The organism is Streptomyces sp. NBC_00525 (assembly GCF_036346595.1).
GTDB lineage: Bacteria > Actinomycetota > Actinomycetes > Streptomycetales > Streptomycetaceae > Streptomyces.
The window spans coordinates 212,170-230,815 of record NZ_CP107835.1 but is presented as its reverse complement, the minus strand read 5'-3'; the positions used below and the strand labels follow the sequence as shown (position 1 = coordinate 230,815).

Sequence of the window (18,646 nt, the reverse complement as noted above, 5' to 3'; positions counted from 1 at the left end):
CGGAGGGCCCGCGCCGGTGATCGGCGCGGGCCCTGGATACGGCCGGCTCAGTGGCCGGCCCGGCGGCGGTTCAGGCGGCGGCCGGGCCGGCGGCGGCGGCCCGGGCGATCCGCCGGCGCATCTCCTCGGAGCTGTTGGCGCGCGGGAACTCCTCGTCGGGGACCTCGGTCCCGAGGAACGCGCAGAGCGGGCCCCAGCCCTGCCGTACGTCGTACACCAGGACGTTGTCCGCGCCGAGGGTGCGTACGACGTCCTCGGTGTGCCGGTGGTAGACCTCGATGGCGTGGTCCTTGTCCGCGAACCGGCCGTCGAACAGGCCGTCCCAGACCAGGGCGTTGACGACGCGGAACAGCCGGGCCTGCCGGGAGCCGGGCTCGGGCGGGTGCTCCATGGTCCGCAGCGCGAACTGGTACAGCGTGTCGTAGGTGCTCTTGTACCAGCCCTCGGCGTCGCGCACGGTGAGGATCACCTTGGTGCCGGGGAGTGCCTCGCTGATCTGCCGGTAGTAGACGGTGGAGGGGCCGTCCACCGCGGAGGCGAAGCCGTCGTAGAGCGCCGCCCAGTCGGGGCGTTCGCCGTCGCAGACGACCCGCTCCCACTGGAGGAGGCGCTGCTCGTCGTCGACGATCTCGAACATGTGGAAGCAGGGGCCGAGGCCGAGTCGTTCCAGGGCCACCTGGAGCGAGGTCGTGCCGGTCCGGCCCAGGCCGGCGTTGATGAGCCGCACGGTGAAGTCTCCTCTTCCTCAGCGCCAGACCGCGTCGTCCTGGTGGGTGGCGACGTTCACCCGGTTCCAGAAGTTGACGAGGCTGATGTGCATGACCAGGGCGCCGAGCTGGACGTCGTCGTAGTGCTCGGCGGAGTTCGCCCAGATCTCGTCGGACGGCGCGCTGTCGGTGTCGGTCTGCCGGGTGACGGCTTCGGCCAGCTCCAGGGCGGCGCGCTCGGCGTCGGTGAAGGAGGCTTCGGTCCGCCAGCCGTCCACCAGGAGCAGCCGCTTGTCCTCGGGTTCGGTCGGGAAGGTGTAGACGCGGCCGTTGAGGGAGGCGACGCGCAGCCGGACGAAGTCGAGGGTCGACTGCGGCACGCCGACCTTGCCGATGACCTCGGACAGGTCGAGCAGGGGCTGCAGGGCGCCGGGGACGACCAGGGAGGGGTTGCCCATCCGTTGAGCCATCGGTGTTCTCCTGTGTGGTTGCGGTGCGCTGGGAAGGTGAGGGGGCGGGCCGGGCGGGGCCGTCAGACCGGGATCGCCTCGATGACCGAGATCGGCGACGTGGTGGGTACCACCCTGGTGATCTCGAAGCCCGCCCTGGCGAACAGCTCGGTGTACTGCGCGAGGGTGCGGTCCTGGGAGCCGATCATCAGCATCAGCCAGAGGTCGATGGTGTGGCCGATGTGGGGCTCGTTGTTCTCGGGGAGTACGTACTCGACGCAGAGCAGCTTGCCGTCGGGGCTGATCGCCTCGCGCGCGTTGCGCAGGGCGGTCAGGGCGTCCTCCTCGGAGAAGTTGTGGATGATGCGCTTGTACAGATAGGCGTCGGCGCCCTTCGGCAGCTTGCCGAGGTAGCTGCCGTGCTCGACGGTGCAGCGGTCGGCGACGCCGGCCTCCTCGAAGAGCGAGGCCGAGTCCGCGGTCGCGATCTCGAAGTCGTACAGCACGCCCTTGGCGTCCGGGGCCTGCTGGAGGACCCCGGCCAGGAGGTAGCCGCGGCCGCCGATGACGTCCACGACGGTGTGGAACGGGGAGAAGTCGTAGGCGGCCAGGACCGGGTCGGTCTCCGACTCCGAGATCTTGCCGAAGGCCTGGAAGAACGCGGCGGCGAAGGCGGGGTTCGCGTGGAAGTAGTCGAGCGTGCTCATGCCCCGCAGCTTGGGCAGGTTGGCCTCGCCGGTCCGTACGGTGGTCAGGAGGTGGCCCCACTCCTCGTGCAGCAGGGGGTGGCTCATCAGCTGGGCGAACTTGCGCATCGAGTCCTGGGCGTCCTCGCGGAGCTTGGTGGACAGCGCGGTGTTCTCGTACCGTCCGTCCGGGCGGACGGCGAAGACCCGGTGGCCGCAGAGCGCGCGCAGGAGCCGGTGGACCGCCTTCGGGTCGGCCTCGACCCGAAGGGCGATGTCCTCGGCGGACAGCGGTGCGTCGGCGAGTACGTCGGCGATGCCGAGGTGGGCGGCGACGGAGATCGCCTGGGTGATGACGGCACCCTGGATCAGATCGAGCAGCGCGTAGGAGTCCGACTGGTCGCGGACCTCGGCCGATGCGGACATCGTTTTCCCCTCAGAGTTCTCTTCTCGCGGATTCCGGACGGCAATCGGATTCCGGACGGTAATTCGATGTTTCTCCCCGCCGCAACCGGCCGCGGCTCCGGCATCATTGACGAATAAATTCAACCGGGAAATCCTTGTGCGTGGACGGAGCCCGTATCCACTCGCACTCGACCGGGAATCAGAAGCCCCTTGTCAGGCTGTGCCGATCGCGAACTCGTAATCGCCTTGAGGAGTCCGACGTTGGTACACGACACCCCGACCCCGGTGGATTTCTGGTTCGACCCGACCTGCCCCTGGGCGTGGATGACGTCGCGGTGGGTCGTCGAGGTCGCGGAGCGGCGGCGGCTGGAGGTCCGCTGGCATCTCATGAGCCTGACGCTGCTCAACGAGGGGCGCACGGACCTGGACGAGCGCTGGCACCGTGACCTGGCGCTGCGCATGGAGCCGGTACGCGTCTGCGCCGCCGCCGAGCACGCGTACGGCCCGGAGGCGCTGCCGCGCCTCTACACCGAACTCGGCACCCGGTTCCATCCGGAGAAGGCGCCCAGGGAGCGGGCCACGTACGAGGCCGCCCTGGCCGCCGCGGGCCTGGACCCCGCCCTGGCCGGTGCGGCCGGGTCCGACGCGTTCGACGACGCGGTGCGTGCTTCGCACCAGGACGGCATCGCCCGCGTCGGCACCGATGTGGGCACCCCGGTCATCGCCGTGGGGGACGTGGCGTTCTTCGGCCCCGTGGTGACGCCCGCTCCTCGGGGGGAGGCGGCGGTGCGGCTCTGGGACGGGGTGCTCGCGGTGGCCGGGACCGACGGGTTCTTCGAGCTCAAGCGCACCCGGACGCGGAATCCGGTGTTCGCCTGAGCCCGCCCGGCCCGCCGCCGGGTGTCAGCCGATCGCCGGCGCGGTCCAGTTGTCCTTCAGCCACTCCTCGACCGAGACCAGGTTCGGCCGCTTCTTCCGCAGTTCGGTCAGGTCGGCCTGGAAGCCGTCACGCTCGAACCAGTCGAACATGTTGGCGAGGTCGGGGCGGCCGGCGCGCAGCGGCTCGATGGGCAGCTGCTGGAAGCGGGTCGGGATACCGGAGACGGCCTCGAAGGCGGCGGCCATCTGGGGCCCGGTCAGCTCGTCGCCCGCGATGTCGACGGTCCGGCCGATCCATTCCGCCGGGTTCTCGAAGGCGTCCGCCGCGAAGGCGCCGATGTCGCTGGGCGCGATGACCTGCACCGAGGTCGCGGGGTCGAGCCACATGGCCAGGACGAGCTCGTCGTTCCTGACGCGCGGGGCGATGTCGAGGAGGATGTCGTGGAACATCGCCGGCCGCAGCACGGTGGCCGGCAGGTCGAGCGTGGCCAGGTACCGCTCGCCGACCAGCTTGCTCTCGAAGTGCGGCACGCGGGTGTCCCGGTCCGCGCCGCCGACGGAGCTGTAGACGAAGTGCCGCACGCCGGCCTTCACCGCCGCGTCGGCCACCGCCCTGCCCTGGCGGATCTCGGCCTCGACGCCGCCGGGGCCGCGGAAGGTCTGCACGCTGAAGACGCCGTACGCGCCCTCGGTGGCCGCCGCGAGCGACGCCTCGTCGTCCATGTCGCCGCGGACGAGGACCGCTCCGGCCTCCTCCAGTGCCCGCGCCTGCTCCTTCTGCGGGTCGCGGACCAGGGCACGTACGGAGAAGCCGCGCCGCAGCAGGTCGCGGGCGACCGACCCGCCCTGCCGGCCGGTGCCGCCTGTCACCAGGATCGTCTGTGCAACCGCCACTGTCTGCCTCCATGTCGTGTGCCCGCCGGGTCTCGCCCGGCCGGCTGTCAGGTGTGATGGCCGCGAACGGCCGGGTCCCCCCGGGGGCCTGGTGGGGGGGGTGTCGGGCGCTACCAGGGGACGGGGCCGTCGTCGGACAGGCACTGGCCCGTGGGGCCGTCCTCGTCCAGGGTGGCGAGCCGGACGGCGATCCCCGCGCCCTCGGCGGGCGACCGGTATCCGCGGTTGCCGTTGATGTCGGTCGCCACCACTCCGGGGAGCGCGGCGTTGACCTTGACCGGGGTGTCCCGCAGCTCCTTCGCGTACGCGAGCGTCACCGCGTTCAGCGCGGTCTTCGAGGACTGGTAGGCGATCATGTTGAGGCTCGCCAGCGGGCCGGCCGGTGCCGAGGACAGGGTCAGCGAGGCCACGTGGCTGGACAGGTTGACGATGCGTCCGGCCGGGGAACGGCGCAGCAGCGGCAGCATCGTGTGGGTCACGGTGACCACCCCGAACACGTTGGTCTCGTAGACCTCGCGCAGATCGGCGGCGGTCGCCTCGCCGGGTGTACCGGTGAAGCCGCCCGCGATGCCGGCGTTGTTCACCAGGATGTCCAGGCGCCCGAACCGCCGCTCGATCTCGCGGCCCGCCTCCGCCACGGAGGCCGGGTCCGTCACGTCGAGCCGGACCGGCACGGCCGTGATGCCCTCGTCCGCCAGGGTGGCGGCGGCCTGCTTGCCGAGTACCTCGTCGCGGGCGCCGACGAGCACGGTGATCCGCTGTTCCCCGAGTTGCCGCGCGATGGCGAATCCGATGCCCTTGTTGGCGCCCGTGATGAGCGCGACCTTCTCGAACGGCACGTTTTTCCCTTTCGTGAGGTCCAGGTCCCTCTGCCTCTGGAACGCGCCCGGTTCTCGATCAACGAATCAATATGTTCACGGTGCGAAACGCAAATGACCGGGCACCTTCGATGGTGCCGTCGAACCGTCGTGTTCAAATGCGGAATTTCCGCGGTCGAACAGCGGGACGGCGGGCGGCCGTGTCGGGCCGATCCGCTTTCGAGGCGCCCTCCAGCCGGGGTCCGGGGCGCTCGGCCAGACTGCCCAGGCCTGTCTCGGTGCCGATACGGGCCTGACGACACCGTAACCATGAAGGAGCTGGTGGAATGACTGGGAGCGAACAGGCTCGGGCGAGCGGCAAGCCTCACGTGGTCATCGTCGGTGGCGGGATCTCCGGGCTGGCGGCCGCGTTTCACCTGCGGAACGAGCCGGTGCGCGTGACGCTCTTGGAGGCCTCGTCCCGGCTGGGCGGAAAGCTGCTGGTGTCCGACGTGGCGGGAGTCGCGGTCGACGAGGGCGCCGAGTCGCTGTACGCCAACCGCAAGAAGACCACCGGCCTGATCAAGGAGGCCGGGCTCGGCGAGCAGATCATGTCGGCCGGCCCCGTCACCGCGTCGGCGATCTGGACCGGCGGCACGATCAGGCACCAGCCCGACCGTCAGTTCATGGGCGTGCCCTGCGACATGGACGACCTGGCGCGGTCCGGGGTGCTGTCCGCCGCGGGCGTGGAGCGCGCCCAGCAGGACCTCGTGCTGCCCTCGTTCGACCTGGAGGGCGACATCTCGGTCGCGTCCTACGTCGGCGGGCGGTTCGGCCAGGAGGTCGTGGACCGTCTCGTCGAGCCGTTCCTCGCCGGTGTGTTCGCGGGGCACGCCTCGGACCTCTCGTTCGAGGCGACCCTGACCCCGCTGGCGCGGGCCTCCCGCGACCACATCTCGCTCGCGGACGCGGCCGGCTCGCTGGTGCCGCCCCTGAAGGAGGGCGAGAAGCCCCCGCCGGTGAGCGTCGCCACGCTGAAGGGCGGCTTCGGCACGCTGCCGGCGGCGATCATCCAGCAGGTGCTGGACGCCGCGCCGGACACGGAGCTGCGCACCGGGGCCCCCGTGCGGGACCTGACGCGCAAGGGCGAGCGCTGGCAGCTGACCGTGGGACCGGCCGGCGACCAGGAGGTCATCGACGCCGACGCGGTCGTCATCGCCACCCCGGCCGGCCCGACGGGCAGCCTGCTCTCCGGGATTCCGGGCACGTCGGCCGCCGTCTCGGCGCTCGCCGAGGTGCCGTACTCCAGCGTGGCCATGGTGACGCTCGCCTACCCGCGCACGGCGTTCCCCGGCGGGCTCTCGGGCCGCGGCTACGCCGGCTACCGGGTGCCGGCGGAGGAGGGCAAGGCCGTCAAGGAGGTCACGTTCACCACGGTGAAGTGGCCGCACCTGGCGAGCGACGTGGAGATCGTGCGCTGTTCGCTGGGACGGTTCGGCGAGGAGCACCTGCTCCAGCTCGACGACGCCGAACTGGTCGCGCTGGCGACGGCCGAGCTGGCCGAGGCCACCGGAGTGTCCGGGGTCCCGGTGGCGTCCCGCGTGAGCCGCTGGGAGAACGCCCTGCCGCAGTACAACGTCGGCCATGTGGAGCGGGTGCGGCAGATCCGGGAGGCCGTCGCGGCCCAGCCCGGCCTCGCGGTGTGCGGTGCGGTGTACGACGGTGTGGGCGTCGGCGTCTGCATGATGACGTCGCGCCGGGCCGTCGACCAGATCCTCCCCTTCGCCAAGAAGGCGGCGACCGCCTCCGCGGTCGCGGCCGGGGTGTGACCACACTCCCCTCCGGCCACTGCTTCGCCCCGTCTTCGCCCCGCCGAGCGTCAGCCCGGCGGGGCGAAGCGCTGTGTACGGGCACGGCCGCGGACGCCCGGCCGCCGGGGCAACGAGAGATCCGGCCGGCGATCGGATCGCCGGCCGGATCTCTGTCGCTGTCCGTCCGCGTCAGCGGTCCAGGATGGTGGCGAAGACCTCCGTCAGCGCCTGCTCGGCGTCCTGTCCGGCGCCGGTGCTGCGCCAGGCCACGTGCTGGTCGGGGCGGATCAGCAGGGCGCCCGCGCCGCTGATCTGCCGTACGGCCTCCCACCCGCCGTCCGTGTCGGCGTACTCGGCGCCCTCGCCGATCGCGACCACGTCGAGCTGGAGCGAGAACTTCTCCGCCACGCGCGCGGCCGCCTCGCTCCACGCCGTCCCCTCCGGGCCGGTGATCAGCGTGAAGCCGGTCCGGCCCGTCAGGTCGAGGGTGGACAGGCGCTCGCCGTCGCGGGTGATCCAGGCGTGCGGCAGCCGGTGGCCGGGGCGCGAGGTCGGTATGTGCTCGTCGCGCATGGGGACGCGGGCCGGGCGCTCGGTGCCGTCGGGGACGACCGCGCCCGCCTCGTAGGCGAAGCCGATCTCCATGTCGAAGGACTGGCAGCCGCCGCGGTGGGTGTGGAAGATCTCCAGGGCCCGCGCGCGCACGGTGTCACCGAGCGGGGACGGGTCGAAGTACGCCGCCAGGCGCTGGCCGCGCCGCCCCGCCGGGATGTTGTGGCCGCCGCCGATGGCGTCGATGACCGCCTGGTGGTGCTGGGCGGCGGAGACCGCCCAGTCGACGTTCTCGCGGCCCACGGGCCGGCGCTCGGCCTCGTAGGTGTCGATCAGGCTCTCGGGCGCGCTGCCGTTGAGCACCGCGGCCAGCTTCCAGGCGATGTTGTGCGCGTCCTGGATGCCGGTGTTGAGGCCGAGGCCCACGGCGGGCGGCTGCTTGTGCGCGGCGTCGCCGGCGATGAGCACCCGGCCGACCTTGTACTTGTCGGCGAGGATCGCGTTGACGATCCAGTCCGTGACCTTGTGCACGGTCACTTCCAGGTCCGGCACCTTCAGCACTTCGCGGATGCGGTCGACGACCGTCTCGTTGGTCCAGCGGCCGGCCGGGCCGGGGGCCATGTGCAGGCCCCACTGCTCGCAGTCCTTGCCCCAGCTGGGCCCCATCTCGATGAGGTTGACGGAGAGGTCCGGGTCCTCCGGGCTGAGGTAGTGCGTGATCAGCGTGCCCTCCTCCCACCACGGCGAGAGGTCGGCGGAGAAGTACACGGTGGTGGTGTTGACGTTGCTGGGCGGGCCCTGCATCTCGATGCCGACCTTGGAGCCGACGTAGCGGCCGCCGTCGGCGCCGAGGAGGTACTTCGCCTTGACCGTGGTGATCTCGGCGGTCTCGACGTTGCGGATCACGGCGAGGACGTGGTCGCCCTCGTCGGAGAAGTCGATGACCTCGTGGCCGAAGAGGACGCGGCCCGGACTGCGCTCCTCGGCGTGCCGGCGCAGGATCGGCTCCAGCCACATCTGCGGCAGCTTGGCGGGCAGTTCGGGCCCGGCCGCCCCGTAGCGCTCCGTCAGTTCGCCACCGCCGAAGGCGTCCATCTCATGGATCCGGCGGGCGTCCAGCGGCCCGTCACCGGCGAACGTGGTCGCCCAGCGCACCTTGCCGAACTTGTCCAGCGGCGCGGCCTCGGCGAGGACGTCGTCGCGGAGTCCGTGCTGCCGGAAGATCTCCATCGTGCGCTGGTTGAGGTAGTGCGCCTTCGGCACCCTCGACGTGTCCGTGTGCCGCTCCACCAGCAGGTGGTCGACGCCCTGGTCGGCGAGAAAGACGGAGGCGGACAGCCCGCAGCCGCCGCCGCCCACGATCAGGACCGGAACCTCGATAGACGTCATGTTCGCCCTTCCAGGATTCAGATGGCTTTTCCGTCCAGCCTGACAACGTCATCCGTAACCCTGGTCAAGGACGGCTGGACTCCGGAACGCCGCCGGCCGGTCACGCGGGTGACCGGCCGACCACATGCTCCGGGACGGGGGCGCCCGCAGGGGTTCCCCGGTGTTCAGCCCAGCCAGGCGCCGTCCTTCATCAGCGTGCGTCCGGACAGCTCGTTGGCCTCGCGCCATGCCTGGATGCGCCGGGGCCGTACGCGGAAGTACTGGTAGGGCTGGTCGAGTTCGCGCGGGTCGAAGCCGGTCTTGGCCGCGAACGCGTCGGCCGTCGCGCCCAGCTCGGCGGTGTCCACCGGCTCCGCGTCGCCGTCGATGATCACGACGTCGCGGGTGGGGCCGAGGGCGAGGCGCACCCGGCCGTCCGCCAGCAGGTTGCGGCCGGTGACGGAATCGCGCGGGGTCGAGACGAGGACGGCCGTCCCGTCCCAGAGGAAGGAGAGCGGGACGAGGTAGGGGGCGCCGGGGCCGCCCGCCGACGCGACCCAGACATCGATGTCGTTCTCCAGCTTCTTACGAGTGTCGCCCAACCGTTCCTCGAGCCCACGCGGTGCCACGGTCGTCATGCTTCCTCCGTCGATGTCGTGGAGAACTCCCGTCCGGGAAGGTCTCCTTCGGTGGTCGTACGGGCCCCCGGCGCGCCGGCGGCGACCGCCGCCAGCGCCCTGACAGCGGCACGCACACCGATCATGTCGTGTGCCCGGTGCACAGCGAAGCGCACGAAGCCGCCCGGCAGGGGCAGCACACGCACGCCCAGGGCGGCGAGGCGGGCGGCGCATTCCTCCGCGGTCAGCCCGGCGGCGCGGGCCATGACCATGTTGGTCGGGTGCGGTGCGCGCATCACCTCGACACCGGGCAGTCCGGCGAGCCCGGCGGCGAGCGCGGCGGCCGTCGCGTGGTCGGCCGCCAGCTCGGGCAGGCGTTCCAGCGCGACGAGGGCCGGTGCCGCCACGACACCCGCCTGGTGCATGGCGCCGCCCAGCGCCGCCCTCAGTTCGCGGGCGCGCGCGATGTACTCGGGGGTGCCGCACAGCAGCCCGCCCACCGGTGCGCCGAGGCCCTTGGAGACCGAGAAGGTGACGCTGTCCGCGGGCTCCGCCAGCTCTGCGGGGCGCACCCCGAGCGCGACGGCCGCGTTCGCGAGCCGGGCGCCGTCGAGGTGGACGTGGGCGCCGTGGCGGTGGGCGAGGTCGGCCAGGGTCCGGGTCGCCCCGGCGTCCAGGGCGTTGCCCGAGTGCAGCATGCTCGTGTTCTCCAGGCAGACCACGGTGGGCCGGCCGCCGCCGGTGGCGAGCAGTGCTTCGACGGCGGCGAGGTCGGGCAGGCCGCCGGGGCGCTGCGGGACCGTCAGCAGTTCGGCCCCGGTGAAGCGGCGCAGCCCGTCCGCTTCGAGGAAGGCCATGTGGGTGTCCGCACCGACGACGAGGCGCGGCGCGTGCGGTCCCGGCGCGTGCGATCCCGGTGCTCCGGCGGCGGCGAGCGGGGCGAGCAGGTTCGCCATGGTGCTGGTGGGGGTGAGCAGCGCGGCCCCGGTGCCGAGCAGTTCGGCCACCCGTGCTTCGAGGAGGGCGACCGTGGGGTCGTCCCCGTACACGTCGTCCCCGACGTCGGCGGCGGCCGTCGCCGCGCGCATCCGGGCGTCCGGGAGCGTGCGGGTGTCGCTGCGGAAGTCGAGCCGGGGCGGGTCGGTCCGGGCCATGGGGCGCTACCCCCGTGCCCGGTGGGCCACCCAGACGGCGCGGGGCCTGGTGTAGCCCTCCACCGCGTGGAGGCCCAGCTCGCGGCCGTAGCCGGACTGGCCCATCCCGGAAACGCTGACCGTCTCCTCGGTGTCGCCCCAGGTGTTGACCCAGACCATGCCGGCGCGCAGGGCGCGGGCGAAGCGCTCGGCGCGATGGGCGTCGGAGGTCCACACGGAGGCCGACAGGCCGTACGCCGTGTCGTGGGCGAGGGCCAGGGCCTCGGTTTCGGTGTCGAACGCCGCCACGGACAGCACCGGGGCGAAGAGCTCCTCGCGCCAGGCGCGGCAGTCGGGCGGGGTTCCGTCCAGGACGACCGGGTCCGCGAAGAAGCCGCCGCCGAGTTCGTGGCGCAGGCCGGTGCGGCCGGGCGGCACGATGACCTTCGCCCCCCGGAGTTCGGCCTCGTCGACGGCCGCGGCCGCCCGGTCGACGGCCGCCCGGCTGATCAGCGGGCCGAGGTCGGTGGCGGGGTCCTGCGGCGGGCCGACGCGCAGGGCGGCGGCCCGTTCGGCGACGCGGGCGACGAACTCGGCGTGCACGGCGCGGTCGACGATCAGGCGGGTGGCGGCCACGCACACCTGGCCGGTGTTGCCGGTGAAGCCGGTGACGACGGCGCGGGCGGCCTCGTCGAGGTCGGCGTCGCGGAAGACGACGACGGGGTTCTTGCCGCCGAGTTCCAGGGAAACGGGTTTGAGGCCGTCGGCGCAGCGCCGGGCCACGTCGCGTCCGGCGGCCGTGGAGCCGGTGAAGGAGACCATCCCCACGGCCGGGTGGTCGCACAGCAGGCGTCCGGTGCCGGCGCCGCCGTAGACGGCGGTGAGTACGCCTTCGGGCAGCACCTCGGTGGCGCGTTCGACCAGCCGGCGGGTGGACAGGGGGGTCTCGGGCGCCGGTTTGACGACGACGGTGTTGCCGTACGCGAGCGCCGCGGCGATCTTCCAGACGGCCAGCAGGAGCGGGTAGTTGTTCGGGGCGATGGCGGCGCACACCCCGACCGGCACCCGGTCGGTGTAGGTGCGCATGCCGGGGGCGGTGGGGTGGGTCTCGCCCACCGGGTACCGGGCGGCGGCCGCGAACCAGTCGACCACCTGTGCGGCGAACGCGACCTCTCCGGCGGCGCGCGCCGCGGGCTTGCCCGCGTTGCGCCGTTCCAGTTCGGCGAGGGTGTCGTGGTCCTCGCGCAGCAGGCCGGCGAGTTCGCGCAGGAGGGCGGAGCGGTGGGCCGGGGAGGTGTCGGCCCAGCCGTCGTGGAACGCCGCGGCGGCCCGGTCCACGGCGTCGGTGACGCCGGGTCCGGGCGTGTCCGGTACGTGGGCGACGGCCTGTCCCGTCGCGGGGTCGAGGATCGCGCGTCCCGGCTCGGTCATCCCGGCGTCCCGGCGCGCCCGCCCGGTCGCAGCCGGGTGTCCAGCTCGGTGAGCAGGCGGACGAAGGCGTCCCGGCCCAGGTCCGTGCCGGAGCTGCCGAGCAGCCTGAGTTCGTAGCCGTCGGGGTGCTGCCACCAGGCGTCGCAGGCTCCGGCGCCGGCGTCACGGTAGGCCAGGTACAGCGGGCGGCCGCCGAGGTCGAGCAGCTCCTCGGTGGCGGGGTGCTTGTCGCGCTGCGGCGGGAACTCCAGGCGCCCGCCTCCGGTGCGCTGGGCCGTCAGGCGCAGTTCGCCGCCGGACGCCGAGGCGTAGACGACGTCCAGTTCGCGTACGGCGGTGCCGTCGCCGAAGGTCGCGGCGCTGTCGGCGCGGTAGTCGCCGACCGACACCGGCATCCCCTGCCCGGTGAGGAAGGCGGTGAGCTCCGCCGGCGCGACCCAGTCGCCCTCGTGTCCGGGTCCGCGCCGGTGGAAGGAGTAGGGGCCGGTGGGCACGGACACCGTCTCGGCGGGGTGCCGGGCCCAGTAGCTCAGTTCGGAGAACGGGGTGGCGAGGACCCGTGCCACGGCCTCGGGGGCGGCCGGGCGCAGTGCGGCGAAGAGCGCGACCAGTTCGTCGTCGGTGAACTCGCCCTCCAGTACGGAGAGTTCGACGGTGGTGCGGGCCAGCCGGGCGCTGGCGGCCCGGTGGCTGAGGTAGTCGGTGCCGAGCCAGACGACCCGGCCGCCGCCGATCTCGTGGGCCTGGGCCTCGCTGCCCCACAGGCACGGGTGGTCGGCGGCGGGGAAGGCCCAGTCGTACAGGAACTGCTTCAGCCTCAGCCGCCGGCCGCCGCCGGAGATCTCGGTGCGGTAGCCGGCCGGGTTGGCGTCGCTCCACGGGCTGCGGCCCTGGGCCTCGACGCGTCCGGGCGGGGCCTCGCGCCGGATCGTTCCGGTGCTGGTGTCGCAGCCGGCGGGCAGCTCGGACGGCCGCCACAGCACGAAGTTGCACCAGTCCTGGGCGGCTTCCTCCACGATCGCGGGCGGTACCGGGTCAAGCGCTGCCGCGCTGTCCAGGACGTGCCAGCTCCAGTGCGGGACGGGATTGCTCACCGTGACTCCTCGGGTGGGTTCGGATCTCCGTGAGGTGGTCGAGCCAGGCGGAGGTCGAGGCAAGGAACATCCATTCGCCGACGCCCAGCTCGGCGCGGAGCGCGGCCGGCGGCCGGGGCAGCCCGAAGGGGGTGCCGAGCCCGTCGGCCAGACCGGCGACCTGGCGGACGTAGCCGGGGTCGGCGGGGGTCGGGAAGCCCTGTTTGCGGCGGGCCCGGACCGATGCGGGCAGCAGATCGGTGAGCGCCGCCTTCAGCAGCCCCTTGTGGGTGCCGGGCTGGTTGGAGTCCTTCAGGTGTTCGGGGCAGCGGAAGGCCAGCTCGGCGAGGGTGACGTCCTGGAAGACGGGCCGGTCCTCCAGGGTGAAGGTCGACGAGGTCGCGTCCACCATGTCGTTGACGTAGACGAGGAAGCGCCGCATCAGGTGGTGCCTGCCGCGTTTGAGCGGCGATGCCGTCTTGAGCGCCCGGTACTCGGCCATGGTGCGTTCCCACACCATGTCGGTCACCGTAGACATGTCGATGTCGAGTTCATGGGCCATCCACTCGACGAGCCGGGACCAGACCGGGCGTTCGTCGGCGTGCAGCCGGCGGGTCAGGTAGTCGCGTCCGTGGATGAACGTGGGCGCGTAGGGGTCGACGATGGGGAAGTACTTGCCGGCCTGGTAGCCCCAGAACTCGTCGGCCCCGTGGCCGGAGTAGACGACGACCTTGCCGTCTGCGGCGATGGCCCGGTAGAGCTGGTGCATCGCCAGTTCGGCGCCGTGCAGCAGCGGCCGCATCAGCCGGGTCGGCAGGACCGGCAGCAGGTCGACGGCGGCGTCGCGGCCGAGGTCGCAGACGGTCAGCGGCACGCCCAGGCGCCCGGCGGCCTCGGTGGCGTGCGCGACGTCGTCGCCGGAGCCGCCGATGCCGTCCTGGTAGCGCAGTACGTACGTGTCGACGGGCAGCCCCAGGCCGGTCAGGCCCGCGACGATCGCGGTGCTGTCGACGCCGCCGCTGAGCACGGCGGCCCTGGGTACGTCGGACACGGACCGCTGGGTGATCGCCCGGTCGAAGGCGGCCCGGATCTCCTCGGGCTCGACCGTGCCGTCCACCGCGCCGGGGTGCCAGTAGCGGTGTCTGGCGGTGCGGGGCCGGTCGATGACGAGGTATTCGGCGGGCGGCAGCGCCTCGACGCCGCGCAGCCAGGTGTGGTCGTCGGCTGCGTCCATCCTGATCCAGGAGCGCAGCAGGAACTCCTCGCGGTCCACCTCGGGGGTGACGAGGCCGGTGCTGAGCAGCACCCCCTGCTCCGATGCGAAGAGCAGTCCGGCGTCGGTGAAGGCGTAGTACAGCGGCTTCACGCCGAAGTGGTCGCGGGCCAGCACCACGCGTCCGGTCCAGGTGTCGTGCCAGGCGAGTGCGAACATGCCGTCCAGCGGCCGGAGCGCGGCGGCCGGGTCGGGCTCGCGGCAGACCTCCTGGAGGACGAACTCTGTGTCGCAGGTGGTGCGGCGCGGCCACAGCGGCGGCGCGGGCGACCGGGAGCCGAAGACCTCGCCGTTGTGCACCAGCACGACGCGGCCCGTGGGGTCGGTCATCGGCTGGTCGCCGGCGTGGCTGCGGTCGCGCACGGCCAGCCGGGTCGCGCACAGCATGACGGTGCCGCAGGGCGAGACGTACGGCGCGCAGGCCGCCTCGCCCCGGTGGGCCATGGCCTCGGTCATGGTCCGGCCCAGCGCCGCCAGCCAGTCGGGATCGCGCCGTCCTTCGAAGCTGATGAAGCCCGCTATGCCGCACATACGTCACCCTCCGGTTCCCGCCACAGCTTCCACAGCGCCGCCAGAGCCTCGGTGTAGACGTGCTCGATGCCCTGGTGGCCGCCCTCGTGTTCCAGGTAGACGTGCGGCACCCGGTGGCCGTCGAGGGCCGCGTGCAGCGCACGGACGCCCCAGTGCATGCCGTACTCGTCGCGCCGGCCGACGCTCAGGTGCAGCAGGCCGGCTCCGGCGAGCCGGCCGGCGTACGCGGGGAGCATCCGTACCGGGTCGTGGTCGAGCCATCGCCGCCACACCTCGTCGCGGAACAGTCCCGTCTCCGGGTCGCAGGGCAGTGCGTCCGACGCGGTGGTGCGGGGGTCGTCGGCGTAGCACATACCCATCGCGATGATGCTCATGGCGACCATGAAGGGCACGTCGTGCGGGCCGCTGTCGCGGCGGGCGAGGAGCGCGTCGATGCCGCCGGCCGCGCCGACGGTGTCGAGGGTCCGGGGCAGCAGCGGCAGATAGCTGTGCTCGAACCCGGCGTCGGGCGAGCAGGCGATCACCGCCCCGAACAGCTCGGAGGTCATGCCCGCGACGAGCGCGCCGTAGCCGCCGCTGGACTTCCCGCCGACGGCGCGCCACGCCGGCTGCGGCCGGGTCGCGAACCGCCGGTCGATCTCGGCGACGACCTCGGCCAGGTAGCCGGCGTAGGGGCCGCAGGCCGCCGAGTCGATGTACTGCGAGCCGCCGTAGGCGGTCGTGCAGTCGGGCACGACGAGCAGCGCGGGCGGTACGCGGCCGTCCGTCATCGCCCGGCGGAGGCGGTCGGCGACGGACGAGCCGAAGGCGAGGGCCTTCCCGGCGAGGCCGGGGTGGGCGCCGAAGCCGGGCAGCCAGTACACGACCGGGAAGCGCCGCACGCCGTCGTAGCCGGGCGGCAGGTGCACCTCGATGCGGCGGCGGGAGGGGTCGCCGAGCGGGTTGCCGCGGAGCACCGCGCTCTCGTGGTCGAGGACGAGCGGGTCGCTCATGCCTCGTTCGCCTCCCGCAGCGCGCGCTCCACGTGGCGCGTGTAGAAGGACGGGTGGTGGAAGACCGCGGAGAGCAGTACGCCGTTGCTGGCCCACAGGGCGTAGGAGCTGCCGAACAGGAGGTCGGCGCCGAGCATGGCCTCCAGGGTGCTCGCCGCCATTTCGGTCCAGCCCTCGGCGCCGGTGGCATGGCCGTGGGCGGGGCCGGGGCCGAGCCGGGTCACCCGGTCCGCGACCGGGTCCAGCAGGAAGGAGGTCTCGGTGCCCTCGTCCTCGTACAGGGAGACGACGTGGCGTCCGGCGCCGTCGTCCAGTGCCCGGTACCAGTAGTCGGTCGCCACGAGCCGCTCCAGCAGTTCGCGGAGCATGTCCTCGGCGTCGCGGGTCTGGCGGCCGTAGCGGTCGCGGGAGGCGTCGAACGGCGGTACGGGGGTGGCCGGGTCGAGGGTGATCCCGGCGTAGACCTCGTCGAAGTCGTACGCGTTGGGCGCCATCGGTCCGTCGGTCAGGGCGGCCTTGCCGTGCGCCACCTCCATGACCTGGCCGGGGCCCCACAGCAGGCCGTCGCGGCCGAGTTCCGCGAGGCGGTCCAGGGCCTGGGCCGGGGTGAAGGGGAACATCGTCCTGTTGCACCAGGCGTAGTCGTGCCCGTCCTCGCCGCTGATGCGCCAGCCGAACGAGGAGGGGACGGTCACGGTCGCGGGGATCGAGGCGAGGTACCGGTCGAAGTTCGCGACGGCGCGGTCCCGGATCGCGTCGGCGTCGGTCAGCGGGCGGCGTTCGGTGAGCACGCCGGGCGGCGAGATGCTGTGCGCGGGGACGAACAGGGCGTCGACCCCGGGCGCGTCGGCGCGCTGGAAGGCGGCGACGGTGTCGTCGTGCAGGAGCGCGTCGCCGCAGAGCATCACGGACGCGTCGGCGGTCCGCACCAGCACGCTCATCTCGGGGAACGACACGGCCGAGGGGAAGGTCCGCAGGACGGTGCCGCCCGGGGTGGTGATCGTGTCGCCCGGCGTGACGGGGCGCAGGCGCTCGAAGCCGAAGCGGCGCAGCGTCCAGGAGATCGCCTGGTGGCCGAGACCCGAGGCGGTCAGCGTCGGCGGCACCGGGCCCGCGGGGTAGACGCAGGTGACCTCGGAGCTCTGGCGCGGGCTGTCGTCGAAGTCGACGTCGGCGCCGTCGACCAGGCCGAGCAGGGAGGGGAAGTGGTGGTGGTCGTAGTGGTGGTGACTGAGCACCACGTAGTCGACGCCCTCGTCGAGCACCTCGCGGACCAGGTCGCCCGGCAGCGGCGGGTGGTGTTCCCAGAAGCGGTCCAGGCGCTGGGTGAGCCACGGGTCGAAGAGGATGCGTTCCGTGCCGGTCTCGATGAGGACGCAGGCGTGGCCGAGCGAGGTCAGGCGCATCAGCTCCGCTCCTCGTACACGCAGCGGAAGCCGACCTCCATGTGGCGGTCGGTGATCAGGTCCTTGCCCCGGTAGAACGTGGTGAGGCAGGCGGGCGGCGAGGTGAAGGTGCCGCCGCGCAGCACGTGGAAGGCGTCCTTGCGGTTCATGAAGTCCAGCGGGTGGCGCCCCCGGAAGAAGGGGTCCATGTCCTCGCCGGTGTAGAAGTTGGTCCGGGTCAGCTCCCAGACGTTGCCCGACATCTGCAGGACGCCGTACGGGCTGGCGCCGTCCGGCAGGGCGTCCGCGGCCAGCACCGGGACGGCGGGGTTCTCGCCCTGTTCGATGGTGACGAGGAGCGCTTCGAGGGAGTCGAGGTCGGCCACGGCCCGGCCGAACGAGCGCTCGACGTAGTTCACCCGTGCCGGGTCCCAGTCGTCGCCCCACGGGAAGCGGCGGCCGTCCACGCCGCGCGCGGCCTTCTCCCACTGGACCTCGCTGGGCAGCGCGCCGCCGGCCCACTTCGCGAAGGCGTGGGCGTCGTACCAGTCGATGCCCACGACCGGGAGGCCGGGCGCGTTGAAGCGCGGGTCGTGCCAGTGCGCCGGGCGGTGCGATCCGCCGAGCGGCTGGTCGGGGTGGTCGAACGCGTCGGAGTCGCCGACGTCTTCGAGGAACTCGCGGTAGCGGGCGTTGGTCACGGTGGTGCGGTCGATGTGGAAGGCGGGTACGTCCACCGCGCGCAGCGTGGTGTCGTCCTGGGCCATGCGGAAGGCGTCGGGCTGCTCGTCGGCGCCGATGATGGCCGGGCCGCCCGGCACCAGGACGACGTCGTCGTTGCGCCGGGGGCGGGTGCGGACGGCGTCGACGCGGGCCCGCATCTCGGTGAAGTACTCGTCCTCCAGGCGGCGCAGTTCGGCGGGGTCGCGGGTGCCGAAGATGGCGATCAGGGCGCGCTTGGTGAGCGCCGCGCCGCAGCCGACGGGCTTGCGCGCCCAGTCGGGGCGGGTGAAGTTGCTGGGCCAGCCGGAGATGCGGATGAGGTCGGGAACCGCGGCGGAGATCCGGTGCTCCGTGATGACCTTGAGCGCGGTGAAGGCGACCCAGTCGACGGTGTCGTGCGTCGCGGAGGCAACCGCGGTGTCGGCGGTGGGGTCGCCCGCGTGGTGGGCGGCGAGCAGGCGTACCGCGCCGGCGCGCACCGGCCACTCGGGGTGGGCGACCACGAGGCTCACCAGGAGCGGTATCCCGTCGGGGCCGCGCCCCTTCTCCCCGGCCAGGTCGACGACGCGCTGCACCGACGCCCAGTAGCGGGCATCGGTGGAATCGTCGATCACCAGCAGGTCGGCGGGAATGTCGATGACGTCTGAAACCTGATTTCCTACCATCTCTCTCCCTCTCTCGTACGACGAGCCGCCCGTACGGAATCCTTCCCGTACGGGCGGCTGACTCGCGGCTCAGTGGATTACCACTTGGAGCACTCCTGCTTGGCGTCACGGGTCTCGATGAAGTCACGGTCGCTCATTTTTCCCTCCCTTCTCCATAGGGGACACGAGGAGGTCTTTTCCGACCTCTCGTCCTCACGTCACAAACACTAACGCAGGCCCCGGTATGCACCGCAAGAGTGAACTTGGAAAAGGGCGGTTTTCGATAACCTACGGGG

The 18,646-nt window shown here is 72.6% G+C and carries 16 protein-coding genes; 2 read left to right on the top strand and 14 right to left on the bottom strand.

Annotation, left to right across the window (positions count from 1 at the left end; genetic code table 11):
- Window positions 1-70: 70 nt before the first annotated feature.
- From OG710_RS30885 to OG710_RS30875, 3 genes are all read right to left on the bottom strand, one after another.
- Window positions 71-727: a sulfotransferase family protein gene (locus tag OG710_RS30885; RefSeq protein ID WP_330242575.1), complete on the bottom strand. Its 657-nt coding sequence runs from the start codon at window positions 725-727 to the stop codon at window positions 71-73.
- Window positions 728-745: 18 nt separating this feature from the next.
- A complete protein-coding gene (locus OG710_RS30880) occupies window positions 746-1,177 on the bottom strand; it encodes a carboxymuconolactone decarboxylase family protein (RefSeq protein WP_330242574.1) in 432 nt (143 codons plus the stop codon).
- Between the two features lie 62 nt (window positions 1,178-1,239).
- On the bottom strand, window positions 1,240-2,268 hold the full coding sequence (locus OG710_RS30875; RefSeq protein ID WP_330242573.1) for a methyltransferase: 1,029 nt from the start codon (window positions 2,266-2,268) through the stop codon (window positions 1,240-1,242).
- 240 nt (window positions 2,269-2,508) lie between these two features.
- On the opposite strand from OG710_RS30875, the gene OG710_RS30870 reads away from it, so the two are divergent.
- Entirely contained in the window at window positions 2,509-3,126 is a 618-nt protein-coding gene (locus tag OG710_RS30870; RefSeq protein ID WP_330242572.1) for a mycothiol-dependent nitroreductase Rv2466c family protein, read from the top strand.
- Window positions 3,127-3,150: 24 nt separating this feature from the next.
- Here the strand turns inward: OG710_RS30870 and OG710_RS30865 are convergent, their stop codons facing one another.
- Both OG710_RS30865 and OG710_RS30860 read right to left on the bottom strand, forming a co-directional pair.
- Window positions 3,151-4,020, bottom strand: a complete 870-nt coding sequence (locus OG710_RS30865; RefSeq protein WP_330242571.1) for an NmrA/HSCARG family protein — start codon at window positions 4,018-4,020, stop codon at window positions 3,151-3,153.
- A 110-nt stretch (window positions 4,021-4,130) separates the two neighbouring features.
- A complete protein-coding gene (locus OG710_RS30860) occupies window positions 4,131-4,859 on the bottom strand; it encodes an SDR family oxidoreductase (protein WP_330242570.1) in 729 nt (242 codons plus the stop codon).
- Window positions 4,860-5,164: 305 nt separating this feature from the next.
- On the opposite strand from OG710_RS30860, the gene hemG reads away from it, so the two are divergent.
- Window positions 5,165-6,646, top strand: a complete 1,482-nt coding sequence (gene hemG, locus OG710_RS30855) for a protoporphyrinogen oxidase (RefSeq protein ID WP_330242569.1) — start codon at window positions 5,165-5,167, stop codon at window positions 6,644-6,646.
- A gap of 171 nt (window positions 6,647-6,817) precedes the next feature.
- Here hemG and OG710_RS30850 read toward each other — a convergent pair whose 3' ends face one another.
- From OG710_RS30850 to OG710_RS30810, 9 genes are all read right to left on the bottom strand, one after another.
- Entirely contained in the window at window positions 6,818-8,569 is a 1,752-nt protein-coding gene (locus OG710_RS30850) for an FAD-dependent monooxygenase (RefSeq protein WP_330242568.1), read from the bottom strand.
- Window positions 8,570-8,733: 164 nt separating this feature from the next.
- On the bottom strand, window positions 8,734-9,186 hold the full coding sequence (locus tag OG710_RS30845) for a pyridoxamine 5'-phosphate oxidase family protein (protein WP_330242567.1): 453 nt from the start codon (window positions 9,184-9,186) through the stop codon (window positions 8,734-8,736).
- Complete coding sequence (locus OG710_RS30840; RefSeq protein WP_330242566.1) at window positions 9,183-10,319, bottom strand: threonine aldolase family protein; 1,137 nt, start codon at window positions 10,317-10,319, stop codon at window positions 9,183-9,185. Before OG710_RS30840 ends, OG710_RS30845 begins: the two co-directional genes overlap by 4 nt.
- Before the next feature lie 6 nt (window positions 10,320-10,325).
- Window positions 10,326-11,729, bottom strand: coding sequence for an aldehyde dehydrogenase family protein (locus OG710_RS30835; protein ID WP_330242565.1), 1,404 nt, complete (start codon window positions 11,727-11,729; stop codon window positions 10,326-10,328).
- Window positions 11,726-12,823 (bottom strand): hypothetical protein, encoded by a 1,098-nt coding sequence (locus OG710_RS30830; RefSeq protein ID WP_330242564.1) that lies wholly within the window; start codon window positions 12,821-12,823, stop codon window positions 11,726-11,728. The genes OG710_RS30835 and OG710_RS30830 overlap by 4 nt, the downstream gene beginning before the upstream one ends.
- Window positions 12,765-14,606 carry an asparagine synthetase B family protein gene (locus OG710_RS30825; protein WP_330242563.1) on the bottom strand — a complete coding sequence of 614 codons (1,842 nt, stop codon included), beginning with the start codon at window positions 14,604-14,606 and terminating at the stop codon, window positions 12,765-12,767. Before OG710_RS30825 ends, OG710_RS30830 begins: the two co-directional genes overlap by 59 nt.
- Window positions 14,594-15,598 (bottom strand): alpha/beta hydrolase-fold protein, encoded by a 1,005-nt coding sequence (locus OG710_RS30820; RefSeq protein WP_330242562.1) that lies wholly within the window; start codon window positions 15,596-15,598, stop codon window positions 14,594-14,596. Before OG710_RS30820 ends, OG710_RS30825 begins: the two co-directional genes overlap by 13 nt.
- Window positions 15,595-17,004: an MBL fold metallo-hydrolase gene (locus OG710_RS30815; protein ID WP_330242561.1), complete on the bottom strand. Its 1,410-nt coding sequence runs from the start codon at window positions 17,002-17,004 to the stop codon at window positions 15,595-15,597. Before OG710_RS30815 ends, OG710_RS30820 begins: the two co-directional genes overlap by 4 nt.
- Window positions 17,004-18,371, bottom strand: a complete 1,368-nt coding sequence (locus OG710_RS30810; RefSeq protein ID WP_330242560.1) for an SUMF1/EgtB/PvdO family nonheme iron enzyme — start codon at window positions 18,369-18,371, stop codon at window positions 17,004-17,006. The genes OG710_RS30815 and OG710_RS30810 overlap by 1 nt, the downstream gene beginning before the upstream one ends.
- Between the last annotated feature and the right edge of the window lie 275 nt (window positions 18,372-18,646).